The following is a 12,490-nucleotide window of genomic DNA, read 5'->3' as shown; positions in this document are numbered from 1 at the left end:
AAAACCCCGGCGAGGGTGCCGGGGTTTTGCTGGGCCGATCAGTGCAGCACAACAGAGGATGCGTGATGCCCGGTCTTCGGCACGGGGGTATGCGTGGTCATTCGGCGCAGGGCGATGCCAAGCTCTTCTGACAAGGACGCCAATGCAGGGGCATAGTCGGGCCGGACAATCAGCGATGCCATCATCATGGCGTCTTCGCGATCGCCATCCGCTGCAGCTGCGATCATCAAGGCAAAGCAATTCTCGTCTGCACCCAGACAACTGCACCCCAACCCGTGCCGGACCAGCGGCCTGCGGCCGTGATGGGCGCATAAGGAACACAAGCGATCCAGCGTCAGCATGACGGCCTTGCCCTGATCGGCGCCCAGCGCGATGTCAAAATCACTGGCGGCGTCTGCGCGGCCGCGCGGCCCATCGCCCCACAGGCGCATGTACATGACCGCGCCAGCCTCGATCGGGGTGAGGTCGGCCAAGCGTCCGACTGCGGCACCGCCACGCACGGAATTAGCGCTCATTTTGTCAGGATCAGTTTTCCTGCGCGAGTGATGCGCAGCGTGTAGAGCTGATCACCCAGCTCGATATGAGCCAGATTGCCGCCTTTCGTCAGGTCCTCGGCCTTGTGGGCCGGCAGCATCGAAACAGCATAGCTTTGGGTTGGGTTGGGGGTCTGCGCATTCATGGGTCACATCTCCAGAACTTGGGCGGTCCATTTGTTTTCCTGATCTGGCTGACCCTGGAACCGGGCTGGCTTTCTGTTCTTGTTTGATATTCTGATAAAAATAGTAAGGTATGTCAAGCGCCGGTTTTTCATCGCGAATGCCGGGTCTCACCCTGCACGATTTCGCCACCTGATTCAGGCGCATTCGACGCAATCAGCACAGGCAGGGGCGTTCACGTTTGCTGTGGTTTTGGTCGCTCTGAGAGGCTCGCTGGTTGGCGGCCGCGCCAATCTGGCCGCTGCTGAGAATTGGATGTTGGCAGATCAGAGGATTGATCCGCCGACTCAGGCAACAGTTCGCGAATCGCGAGCAACGGGCGTCCCAAACCGGTATATCGGGTCATCGTATATGGTGGCCTGCCCGCCAGCCAATCGACCGACGTAACGTGGGTAACACAGGGCAGTCGTAAGTCCTCGACCACGGCAATACCACATGACGTTGCCTATAACGATAACGCGGATTTCTCTACGCCGGTTCGGCAGATCGCGGACGAAAAATGGACCCCCAAAAAGGGGTGAGGGGCCGGCCAAGGGGGTTAGAGCCAGCCCCTCATCGGGGGAATTTTAGTGAAAGTGGTAAGGCCGGTCTGGCCCGCGATTAATAAAAAGTTAACGCATCCCGCTGCGGCGCGAAATTGGGGGATTCCCGTAGTCCCCCCACTTTTTTCTGAATCTTCCAATTTTTATTGGGTTTTCACGGCAGCTTCGAAGCACAGGAGCCGTTCGATTTTCGTCCATCGAATCGCTCACACAACCTGATCGGTTTGACCCGGTGCAGAGTACCCCTGCGGGTGGGCCAACATTTGGCCAAACCCCTGGATAGGCTCGGAAATGTTCAAAACCTGCAAGACCTGGAACACCATCGCCTGATTCGAACTGATCACAGGTTTTCCCAGATCCCTCTCAAGTTGAGCCAGGATCTCGGCGCTGCGCATGTCCGTACAGGACAGAACCACAGCCTCGGCGTCGGGGTGATCTGCGCCCAGGCCGAGATCGTACACGCGTTCGGGTGGCAAAGCGCCCTGCCCTTCGTTATCGAGCGTTTCGGCCATTTCGGAACGCTTGACGGTTTCGAATCCCATCGCGCCCAGAAAACCTATCGCGCTGTCGTTGATCGCGGGCACGTAGGGTGAGGCAAAACCGATCCGACACACACCCAAAACCCTAAGCGCGTTGGTAAGTGCTCCAGCCGCCGTAACGGTCTCGGCCCCGCTTTTTGCCTTGATCCGGGCCGCCAATGCACGGTCGAACTCCGGACCGTGGGTCAGCGTGGCAGAGGTACAGCCGTACATAACCACGTCCGGTCGAACACCCATAAGCAACTCAAGCGGGTCCTCCAGATCAGCGGCCCCCAAGCCGTGCATCTGCGCCTCGTCAGGTATCTCGTCGGCGTCATACCCGCCCATGCGCGCGAAATGCAGCGACACGCCCTTGGGGCGCATCATCATCATGTCGGGCTCAAGATTGGTGTTGGTAAACGGCACCAGAATACCCAAACGTGCGCGGCCTCTTGAACCGGTCATCAGGGGTGCTCCTTCTTCCATTGGATCAGTGTTGAGATTGCAAGATTGTTGTCAGGTTCCGACCCGATGGTCATCCGCAACATCTGCGGCAGCCCCGCACCGCCCTGTGGGCGCAGAAACACGCCTTTTGCCTGCAGCACCAAATCCGCCTGTCGCGCAGACTGCGGGTCGCCCATGTCGATCAAAAGGAAATTTGTAAAACTTGCTGCCACGCTGAATCCTGCATCCTTCAATGATGCAGTCGCTTGACCACGCAAAGTGGCAGTGAGCTGACAGGTTTCGCGCATATAATCGTGATCCAATACGGCGGCCACAGCTGCGGCCTGCGCTGGCGCGCTGATGTTGTTCGGGTTCATAACCTTTCGCAGTTCAACAGCGATGGGCTGTGGGAACAGACCCCAGCCAACGCGAAATCCGGCCATTCCATAGGCCTTGGAAAAGGTACGCAGGACAATGGAATTGCCCTCTTGCACCATGTCGAAACTGGCCTCGTTCAGGTGATCGGCAAATTCGCCATAGGCTTCATCAATCACCAACAGGATATCCGGGCGCAGCCCAGCGCGCAGTTTTCGCAATTCCGGGCCAGAGATACGGGTACCGGTCGGGTTGCCGGGATTGGCGACAAAGACGATGCCGGTATCGGCCCTTACCGTGTCCAACAGAGCCTCAACGCTGACCGTAAGGTCGATCTCGGGCGCGGTGTCAAAACGCGCACCCGACATTTGCGCTGCCGATCGGAAGAACGGATAGGCATGCACCGGTGCGAGGACCGAGCGAAGCGGCCCCGAATAGACCCGCGCGATGCAACCGATCAAATCAAGCGAGCCGTTGCCGCACAGAATACCTTCGGCCTTTAGCCCGAGATGTTGGGCTAACACTTCGCGCAAAGGGGTCCAGTCCGGGTCGGGGTACAGCATGCCGTTCGCCAAAGCGGTTGTCGCCGCAGCAACGGCCGAGGGGCTTGGCGGGCGCAGGCTTTCGTTCTGGGACAGCGAGATCAACCGTCCATTTTCCGACTCGTCCAGTTTGACCATCGAATACGGAGCCATCTGCGCGACATGGGGCATGGGCAAAGTCATTTCTCGCCTCCGTATCTGGCGCTGGCGGCATCGGCGCTGACCAGACCAGCCTCGACATCCCGCGCCAAGGCATCGGGGCATCGCTCGGGCGGTGGCCCGTAGCCGCCACCGCCGGGGGTTTCAAACACCAGCATCTCGCCAGCCTTGACCCGCAGTTCCCCTTTGCCCGGCAGGTCCGGACCGTCTTCGCCAATCCGAATGCGCCCGGGTGCCCCGTCCTGACCGCCAAACCGCCCCTTGGCCGGGTTCTGAATGCGTTCGACCGACAGGAAAACCATGAAATCCCGATCCGCAGCCGCGCTGACCTCGATCCGTTGCCCCAGCCCGCCGCGATGCTGGCCTGCGCCGCCGGAATCTGTCCTGAGTTCTCGGCGATGAAACAGCACGGGCGCGGTGGCTTCGGTGGTCTCGACTTGGCTGCCCCAGACCCCGCTGGGGAAGGCGGTCGCCGAAAGGCCATCCAGCGTCGGACGCGCGCCGGTGCCGCCGTTGAACACCAGTTCCAGTGCGAATGGTTCTTCACCGCGATCAATCGCCTCGGGGACGTGGCGCAGGGGCAGATCGTACATGCACGAGGCGCCCTCGGCCGGAACCAGATCGGGCAAAGCCTGCGATAGGCAACCATAGACAAGATCCGGTGTCATCTGCCCGAGCGTATGCCGCATGGCCACCGGAGCGGGCGGTTGCGCGTTGAGAATACATCCCTTCGGGCCGGTCACGCGAAACGGGTCCAAAGACCCCGCGTTGTTGGGTATGTCCGCGCCGATGATGCAGCGCAGCGCAAACACCGAATAGGCAGCGGCATAGTTCAGTGGAACGTTGATCCCCTTGTTGGCACATCCCGCAGTTCCCGCAAAATCCAGCAGCAGATGGTCTGGCGCAATCGTCAGGGCGGCATGCAGGTCGATCTCGGCCCCATATCCATCAACTGTCAGCACATGTCGCCAGGTACCCTTGGGCAGTTCGGCGATGGCTTCCAACGTGCCCTTGCGAGAGGTTTCGATGATGTAATCCGACAGGTCGATCAGGTCCTGCAATCCGAACTCGGCCATCATCTGCGACAGCCGCGCGGCACCGCTCTCGCAACAGGCGATCAACGCATAGATGTCGCCCTCATTCGCAATCGGCTCACGAGAGTTGGCCTTGACGATGTCCAGCAGCAGAGCATTGACCTCACCCTGATCCACCAGCTTGCAGGGCGGGATCAGCAGGCCCTCGTCATAAATATCCGCGCCTTCGGGACCCATGCCGAGACCGCCCAGATCAACCAGATGAGAGGTACAGGACGTGAATCCGACGACCTTGCCGTCGTAGAACACCGGCATCATCAGCAGAAAATCGTTCAGATGGCCCGAGGCGATCCAGGGATCGTTCGTCATATAGATGTCACCGGGCTTCATCTGTTGCATCGGGAAATGACCGCGCAGCGTCTTGACCGCCTCAGCCATGGTGTTGATGTGTCCCGGCGTGCCGGTAACGGCCTGCGCGATCATCCGACCCTGAACGTCGAAGATCCCCGCCGAGATATCGCCGCATTCCCGCACAATCGGGCTGAAGGCGGCGCGGACAAGGGCTTGCCCCTGTTCCTCGACCACGGCCAACAAACGGTTCCACATAACCTGTAAACGCGTGTTTGGGATCGTCATGCGTCAACCTCCTGCGGGTTTGTCAGCCAAATGTTACCGGCCTCATCCGTCTGCGCGACAAAATCCGCGCTGACATAAGTCGTCGTTTGCGGCTCGACGATCAGCGCCGGGCCTTCGACAAGATCGCCGGCGCGTAGTGCCGACCGTTCGAACAGGCCCGCTTTGCGCCACTCGCCTGTAATGTCGCACAGGATGTCACGGGTTTCTTTCGCCGCGCGGGGGTAGCCATCGACCTGTTTCACCTTTGTCGGCGGTGCCAGAACGGGTGCCGAAACCGTCAGCCCCCAGTTCAGAATCTCGATGGTCATGCCCGGCACCGTGCGGTTGAATTGCCGCCTGTATTCGACTTCGAAATCGCGGCGCAGTTTGGGAATGTCCTGCGTCGTCAACCCCCCGTCCGGCAGCTCAACCTCGATCTCATGACCTTGACCGTGATAGCGCATGAACGCCACGCGGCGTGATTGAAACGGCCCGTCTGGCGCGCCAGCGCGAACGACGGTTTCAGCCTCTTCTGTCATATTGCAGAAAAACGCGTTCAACCCATCGACGTCCAGCGTTTCCAAAGTGGCATAGCGGGATCGGATGACCTCGAACGACACCGGGGCGAAAAGGAAACCCACGGCGGAACCGACACCGGGATCGCGCGGGATCAGAATGCGCCCCACCTGACAGCGCCGGGCGACGCGCGTAGCGTGCAGCGGGCCATTGCCGCCAAACGCAATCATCAGGCGCGCGCGCAGGTCTTTGCCCGATTCAACGGCATGCATGCGGCCTGCGCTGGCCATGTTCTCATCCACGATTTCGCTGATTGCAAACGCCGCCTGACTGGCCTCAAGCGCGAGTTTCTGGCCGATGTGTTCTTTCAGCGCCTTCTCTGAGGCATCCCGATCAATCTGCAACCTGCCCTCGGCGAACCGGGAGGGGTCAATCAGGCCTTGTGCGATGTCCGCATCGGTCACTGTGGGTTCGGTTCCGCCCTTGGCGAACCCTGCCGGGCCGGGATCGGCACCCGCGCTATGGGGGCCGACACGGATCCGGCCAAGGCGATCAACGGATGCGATGGATCCACCGCCCGAGCCGATTTCGATCATTTCGATCACCGGAATACGCACCGGCATGCCCGAGCCTTTGATAAACCGCTCGGCGCGCGAGATTTCGAATTTGCGCGCTGTCTGCGGGCGGTAATCGTCGATGAGGCACAGCTTGGCGGTCGTGCCGCCCATATCGAAGGACAGCACCTCGGTTGCACCTGCTTCGCGCGCGATACGGGCGGCTAAGATAGCGCCGCCCGCCGGGCCGGACTCGACCAGACGCACCGGCAGCTTTGCAGCAGTCTGCACCGTCGTCATCCCGCCACCTGCGGTCATCATCAGTATGGGGCATGCCAGCCCCTCGGCCGCAAAACGCGATTGGAAATCCGAAAGGTAAGTGGCCATCAATGGCTGAATATAAGCGTTTGCGATGGTGGTGCAGAGCCGGTCAAACTCGCGCGCTTCAGGGCTGACCTCATGGCTGAGCGAGATGACCAGCCCGGGCAGACGCTGCAATAGCAGATCGCGCAATCGCAACTCGTGTGCCGGGTTTGCATAGGCATGCATCAGGCAGATCGCAACAGCATCGCAACCCAGCCTTTCGATATCCGCAACCAGCCCTGCAACCGCAGCTACGTCCAGCGGCATACGCTCGTGCCCCTGCACATCCATGCGCCCGCCGATTGTCAGTGCATGCGTGCGCGGCACCAGCAGGTCCGGTTTGATCAGATTGATCGCGTATTGGGCATAGCGCCGCTCGTATGCGATTTCCAGAATGTCGCGAAAACCCTCGGTCGTGATCGATGCGACGCGCGCGCCGCGGCGTTCGATCAGCGCATTGGTTGCCAGTGTCGTTCCGTGGATCATGCCGTCGACCTGCCCCCATTGGCGCCCAGCCTGAGCCAGCACGCGCCGGGCCCCCTCCAGCGCGCCCAATGCCGGTTGATTGGGGGTCGTGGCTGTCTTGTTTGTTGCCAAAATCTGCGACGCGCCTTCGACAAGCACCGTGTCGGTAAACGTGCCACCGATATCGATTGCCATACGCAATCCAAGTTCTTTCTGCATGGACAAAACTGTTGATTGAAGTGGTAAGGCGACCCGCAGGCCGATCGTCAGACGGGGGACAGCAATCCCCGCTTAAGCGACGAGATCCGCACCAGTCGAACGGCGCATCATCGGATTGGAAAGAACGATCGCCATGATCCGTTTCCTTTGCCTTACTGCGGCAAGCATTGCACGAGACCAAGCGCGCGCGTCAACAGATTCGTGTATGGGGACAGGCGTAGGTGCCACCCATACGTGCTCCATCCAGCTGTTGGCCGATCAGTTAGGGAACCAGCCGTGGGGCAGTTTGACACCCTGTGGCCGTCCAATCCTGCTGAACCGGTTATTCTGCGGCACCTGAGTTTGCGAGATCCCAAGCGTTTTCCTTGAACGCGTCATCGAGGTCTGTTTCGGCAACGTGATTGGTGTAGTTCGACAGAACCTTGAGCGCAGTGCCCACGATCACCTCCAACACGGTTTGCCGCGTATAGCCTGCCGCTATGAAAGCCTCCATCTGCGCGTCGCTAGGCCAACCCCGGCTTTCGTTGACAGCGATAGCGAATTGACGCAATGCCTCAAGCTTGGCGTCCGCGATTGGTTTGTTGCTGCGTAGTGCCTCAATGATGTCAGCACTTACACCGGCCATCTGAGAAAGCGTGGAATGGGCCGCCATGCAATACTCGCATCCGTTCAGCCGATTGTTGGTCATCAGGATGATCTGCCGTTCGGTCTCGGAAAGATCCGACTTTCCGAAGATCGCCGAAAGGCTCATGTACCCTTCCAGAATTGTTGGGGCTTCGGCCATCGCCGCATATAGGTTCGGGACGAAACCGTACCCCTTGAGCGCAGATTGCAAGATCGGTTTGGCAGCGTTGGGTGCGGTTTCGATTGTGTGTGTTTCAAAGGTGATCATCGGAGGTTCCTTGAATGTCTGGTGTCGCGGCTGCGCTTTCATTGGCAAGCGCAGCCGCGTTGAAAGCAGCGAACTCAAAGATCGCTGACTGGGATGCTCTTGATCCCCGGCCATTTGGCATGGGCGCCGTCGATCACCGCTATTTTGTCTTCGAGGTACTTTTCGAAGATCGCCTTGTTCACGAAGAGGTAGAGTTTGCCATCGACGACATCGGCATAACGAACGTCACCGTCGAGCTTCTTGCCGACAAAGACACCAAACGCGCAGAATCCGCCGAACTGCGGCAGATATGCCGCCGGGTCGGTATCAAATTCGGCTTGCGTGGCGGCGGAGGCAAAATAGTAGTCCACACCTTCATGCCGCGAGGTGAATTCCGCGTTGCCCTGCGCGGGGTTTTCGCTTTGCAACATCGACACAGGGTCAACTCCGTGCAGCCCCAGCGGCTGGCCTGCCAAGGTCAGGCTGTTGGTGACATTGTATTCGTCTGCAGCCATGGCGCAGGTCACGATCGACAGCGTGACGGCAGAGGACAAAGCATATGCGGTGGCCCAATGACGGGCAGTTTTAGAAGTATTCATGATCGTTTCTCCAGGGATTGAGTTGATTGAGGTCGGGCGTCACGCTCCGGTGGTGATCCGCCGAACGGCTTCGTCGGTCCACCAGACGGCGTTCGCGATCATGCGAAAGTTGATCAGCGCGGCGAGATATCCGTCGCCTTCGGGAACCTTCGCACCCGCCGTGGCATCGCGCACCACCGCGACCTCGAACCCGGTTTCCAGCAGTTCGCGCATGTGGCTTTCGACACAGAGGTTGGCGGACATTCCCGCAAGGATCACTTTGTCGATGCTGATCTTCCGAAGTTGCAGCACCAGATCGTTCTGCTCGGGGCCATAGACTTTGTGCGGCGAGCAGACGATGGTTTTTCCGTCTTCGATGTATTTCTTGTATTGCGGCATCCAGTCGGCGCCCGAACCTTCAAAGCCTTCCAGATTCAGCGGATCGGTCCGGTCGAACATATTGATGTTATGCATGACCCGTTCGAGCGTGCCCTCGAACTTCCACTTATGGTCCTGCGGATAGTAGTAGTGCGGCGAGACAACCACCGGCATGTCCACCGATTTCGCCGCGATGAACAGACGTTCGAGATTGTCCACCACGCCTTGCTCAGAGACGCTCTCGCCAACAACACCCCAGGCAACGCCGTTGGGATCGAGAAAATCAACCTGCGGGTCAACGACCACCAGAGCGGTACGTTTTGGATCAATCGACATGTCCATGTCAGGCAGGCCTGGATTTTTCGGATCGGCATATTGCGCGCGCGCCGCTTCAGTGGCCGCTGCGGCGCTTTGACCGACGATTGCAACTGCGCTGGCCGCCGCTGCGCCTGCGGCGCTGGTCAGGACACGGCGCCTGTCAAGATTCACCTTTTCAGCCATGTGTGCGTCCTCAGTGTTCTGGCCAGGTTCATGATCGGATTTCATCTTTGTTCTCCTTGGTTGGGGTTGAGCAGAGCGCTGTGGCGCTGCAGAGAGATCGCGGTCAGGCGGACAAAGCTTCTCTGTTCGCAGTAAGTGAGACTGCGTTGCCGGTGTTGAATATCTGCGCTGATCGCTGGGCCAACGACGAAAGGAGCGTCGGCCGTGTCAGGTCTTTAGATTGCTTAAAGACCCAATTCAGTCAGGCCCTTGTGATCCAGGGGTCGTGTCGCACCTGTCCAGTGGAACAGACGTTGTGCCTCGTCGATGGGCAGGTCGTTGATCGATGCGATGCGCCACCTCATCAGCCCGTCCTCGGCGAATTCCCAGTTTTCATTGCCATAGGACCGGAACCACTGGTCGCTGTCATTACGCCATTCATAGGCGAACCGCACCGCAATGCGATTGTCGGTATAGGCCCAAAGTTCCTTGATCAGCCGATAGTCCAGTTCGCGCACCCACTTGGCGGTCAAGAAGTCCACAATGGCGGACCGCCCGGAGAGGAAGGTCGCCCGATTTCGCCAAACGCTGTCGACGGTATAGGCCAGAGCAACTTTTTCTGGGTTCTTGGAGTTCCAGCCGTTCTCGGCCATGCGAACCTTTTCTATTGCGGTTTCACGGGTGAATGGCGGCAAAGGTGGTCGGGTCATTTCAGTGTCCTTCAGATTGGAAGCGGGAAATCGGGGATGATGGATGATTGAATTCGTTCGGGTTCAGAACGCACCGCTGATTTTTGCGGCAAGCCGGACGGCCTCGGCCACGGATGCGATGGTGCCCCAGACCGCGCAAGTCAGCACCAGAGCAAGCGTTCTTTCCTTGGGAATGGCTCTGCGCCAATTGCCGACTGCGGGGGCAAGAAACCGGGGATAGGCAGGAATGGACCCAGATCGGCTGGGTTCGCTGTGGCCGGGAGGAGAAACCACTTTTGGCCGGGGTTGCCCGTCCATGCGTGCAGTCTGCTCTGGGTGTCTCATTCCTGCTTCTCCGGTCTAAGGGCGACCGTCGTGTCGTCAGAAACGGTTCTGACCTTAACGCTTGGGCGACCCTTGGGGCTGATGAATCCAATCTAGGCAAACGGGGTCCTGTGGTATTGGCCGGTTCCGCCAAGGTTTTGGCAGTACCTGCCAATCCCCGGCTGCGTCTGGTACGTTAAGGTGACGTCTGCCGGTATTGCGCAGGCGCCGCGCCGACCCAGCGTTTGAACGCCCTGCTGAACGTGCTTTGTTCGGAAAAACCGGTCAGAAATGCCACTTCTGCGATCGAGCAATTACTGTCGCTCAACAAGTCTTGCGCAAGCGACAGTTGCGCGTCCCGCAGCACCTCTCGGTAGGACAGGTTTTCATCTGCGAGACGGCGATAGAAGGTTCGCTCGCTCATACCCATATGGGTTGCTACGTCAGCAGCCTGCGGTGCTCCGTCGCTAAGCCGCGAGGCCAGGTGTTCCAGCACCTCGTCCCTCAGCGAGCACGGTTCGGGCAGTTTCCGGATTTCTGCATCAAGGTGTTGGGTGATGAAGTCGGAAATGCCTTGATCGCCCAGTTTGTTTCGCCAGTTCAGAATGTCTGGTGCGAATGCGATGGCGTTGTGCCTGGCTCTGAAGCGGACCTCGCACCCAAAGAAGGTCTCGAACGGCGTTGGATCTCCGCGACAGGCGTGCCGGAACTGAATGTGATCCAAAGCAATCTCGTCGCTGACAAAGCCTTTGATGTTTTCGGCAACAGCAGCCAGTGCACATTCATCACGGAGTTGAAGCGCCGGGTGATCCGGCGTGCGCGCCTCGAGCACAAATAACGCGGGTTCGCTTTCTTCCCTGAGGCTGTACACGGCTGTATCGGTCAGCAGGCGGAAATACCGCGCGAGCCGCAGCAGGCTGTCCCTAAGGGTTGGGGCCGACTTTGCCGCAAGCCCCAGGGCGCCAAGATCGTTGCTACTTATTTCACGTGCATAACTGAAGACCAGTTGGGGATCATTCTGTCTGAATTGCCGTAGCCATTCGATCAACTCGAAATAAGCGCTGTCGGGAACCGTTTGCGTGGTGCGGCATTTCAGGTGAAAAAGTGTTTTCCCGTTTTGCTGGACCTCCCCACCAGCGGTCAGGCTAAGCCCGGCCGCTCGGGTCAAAGTGGATGCAAAGATGGCTGCAACAGACGCCATATCGGTTCCCCCCTTTTCAAGTCATTTGCGCGTTGCCTTTCAGCTGGCCCTATTCGATTGCGCGAGTTGCACCAGACACCTGAACCGGAGCTCGGGGTTGGTCCGGAATGACGACATTCAGCTTGGAAGGCATACCCATGTCGGCACCTTGCGTGATCACGATACCGCCGCCATGGGGCCAGCCAAGATCGCGCAGATATCCGGCAAGTGCTGCCGCGGCCGCGCCGGTGGCCGGGTCCTCGGCCACGCCCCCGACCGCGAAAGCGTTTCGGGAATGGAACCGTCGCGGACCTTCAGCCCAGATCAGGTTTATGGTGGTCAGCCCGTACTGTTCCATCACGCGCCGACCCTCGTCCAGATCGTAATTCATGTCCGCCAGCTGCGCGCGGTCACGCAGCGCCAGCACAAGATGATCATTGCCCGCATTTGCAATCGCAGCCGGTATACCGGGGTCGAGGTCGCTGGCCACAAGCCCAAAGAGCGCCAGAGCCTTTTCGAACAAAGTACTATCAACGGGATCACTGCGGGTCGGCGGCGACGTCAGTTCGATCTGAAACTGACCAGCTTCGTCCAAACGTCCCGCGACGCTGATATCGCCCGCATTGATCCGCAGTGGGTAGGTGCCCGGCCCATTGCGTTCCGTCAAAACGGCCCCGAGCGCGATCGTGGCGTGACCGCAAAAATCAACCTCGCAATCCGGGGCAAAATAACGGACCCGCCAGTGATCTTCCTCGGGGGCGGCAAACACGGTTTCTGAGTATCCGACTTCTCCCGCTATGGCTTGCATCTCAGCCTCGCCGGGCAAGCGGTTGCCGACAACGACACCCGCCGGGTTGCCGCCGGCACCGCCTTCGGAAAAGGCGGCGATCCTGCGTACGTCAATCTTATCCATCATGGTCATCGTGCT

At 59.4% G+C, this 12,490-nt stretch carries 13 protein-coding genes; all 13 read right to left on the bottom strand.

All coding sequences use genetic code 11. From position 1 onward, the window contains the following. Positions 1-38: 38 nt before the first annotated feature. On the bottom strand, positions 39-515 hold the full coding sequence (locus ACR0LX_RS12825; RefSeq protein WP_480784053.1) for a hypothetical protein: 477 nt from the start codon (positions 513-515) through the stop codon (positions 39-41). Beyond that, complete coding sequence (hemP, locus tag ACR0LX_RS12820; RefSeq protein ID WP_480578743.1) at positions 512-679, bottom strand: hemin uptake protein HemP; 168 nt, start codon at positions 677-679, stop codon at positions 512-514. The genes ACR0LX_RS12825 and hemP overlap by 4 nt, the downstream gene beginning before the upstream one ends. Positions 680-1,464: 785 nt before the next feature. Beyond that, positions 1,465-2,241, bottom strand: a complete 777-nt coding sequence (locus ACR0LX_RS12815) for a maleate cis-trans isomerase family protein (protein WP_480784052.1) — start codon at positions 2,239-2,241, stop codon at positions 1,465-1,467. Then, positions 2,241-3,320, bottom strand: a complete 1,080-nt coding sequence (locus ACR0LX_RS12810) for a pyridoxal phosphate-dependent aminotransferase (RefSeq protein WP_480784051.1) — start codon at positions 3,318-3,320, stop codon at positions 2,241-2,243. The genes ACR0LX_RS12815 and ACR0LX_RS12810 overlap by 1 nt, the downstream gene beginning before the upstream one ends. Then, positions 3,317-4,966 (bottom strand): hydantoinase B/oxoprolinase family protein, encoded by a 1,650-nt coding sequence (locus tag ACR0LX_RS12805; protein ID WP_480784050.1) that lies wholly within the window; start codon positions 4,964-4,966, stop codon positions 3,317-3,319. The genes ACR0LX_RS12810 and ACR0LX_RS12805 overlap by 4 nt, the downstream gene beginning before the upstream one ends. Then, positions 4,963-7,062 carry a hydantoinase/oxoprolinase family protein gene (locus tag ACR0LX_RS12800; RefSeq protein WP_480784049.1) on the bottom strand — a complete coding sequence of 700 codons (2,100 nt, stop codon included), beginning with the start codon at positions 7,060-7,062 and terminating at the stop codon, positions 4,963-4,965. The genes ACR0LX_RS12805 and ACR0LX_RS12800 overlap by 4 nt, the downstream gene beginning before the upstream one ends. A gap of 322 nt (positions 7,063-7,384) precedes the next feature. Beyond that, positions 7,385-7,954: a carboxymuconolactone decarboxylase family protein gene (locus tag ACR0LX_RS12795; protein ID WP_480784048.1), complete on the bottom strand. Its 570-nt coding sequence runs from the start codon at positions 7,952-7,954 to the stop codon at positions 7,385-7,387. Between the two features lie 74 nt (positions 7,955-8,028). Beyond that, positions 8,029-8,532, bottom strand: coding sequence for a YHS domain-containing (seleno)protein (locus ACR0LX_RS12790; protein ID WP_480784047.1), 504 nt, complete (start codon positions 8,530-8,532; stop codon positions 8,029-8,031). Between the two features lie 39 nt (positions 8,533-8,571). Further along, positions 8,572-9,435, bottom strand: a complete 864-nt coding sequence (locus ACR0LX_RS12785; protein ID WP_480784046.1) for a cysteine hydrolase family protein — start codon at positions 9,433-9,435, stop codon at positions 8,572-8,574. A 179-nt stretch (positions 9,436-9,614) separates the two neighbouring features. Next, entirely contained in the window at positions 9,615-10,079 is a 465-nt protein-coding gene (locus ACR0LX_RS12780) for a nuclear transport factor 2 family protein (protein ID WP_480784045.1), read from the bottom strand. Positions 10,080-10,142: 63 nt separating this feature from the next. Continuing rightward, positions 10,143-10,403, bottom strand: a complete 261-nt coding sequence (locus tag ACR0LX_RS12775) for a hypothetical protein (protein ID WP_480784044.1) — start codon at positions 10,401-10,403, stop codon at positions 10,143-10,145. Between the two features lie 175 nt (positions 10,404-10,578). Further along, complete coding sequence (locus ACR0LX_RS12770) at positions 10,579-11,583, bottom strand: AraC family transcriptional regulator ligand-binding domain-containing protein (protein WP_480784043.1); 1,005 nt, start codon at positions 11,581-11,583, stop codon at positions 10,579-10,581. Positions 11,584-11,632: 49 nt separating this feature from the next. Next, positions 11,633-12,484 carry a PhzF family phenazine biosynthesis protein gene (locus ACR0LX_RS12765; RefSeq protein ID WP_480784042.1) on the bottom strand — a complete coding sequence of 284 codons (852 nt, stop codon included), beginning with the start codon at positions 12,482-12,484 and terminating at the stop codon, positions 11,633-11,635. Between the last annotated feature and the right edge of the window lie 6 nt (positions 12,485-12,490).

This window comes from Ruegeria sp. CH11, from assembly GCF_056537105.1.
Note: the sequence above shows the minus strand (reverse complement) of the source record. Positions and strands in the feature narration are given on the sequence as shown.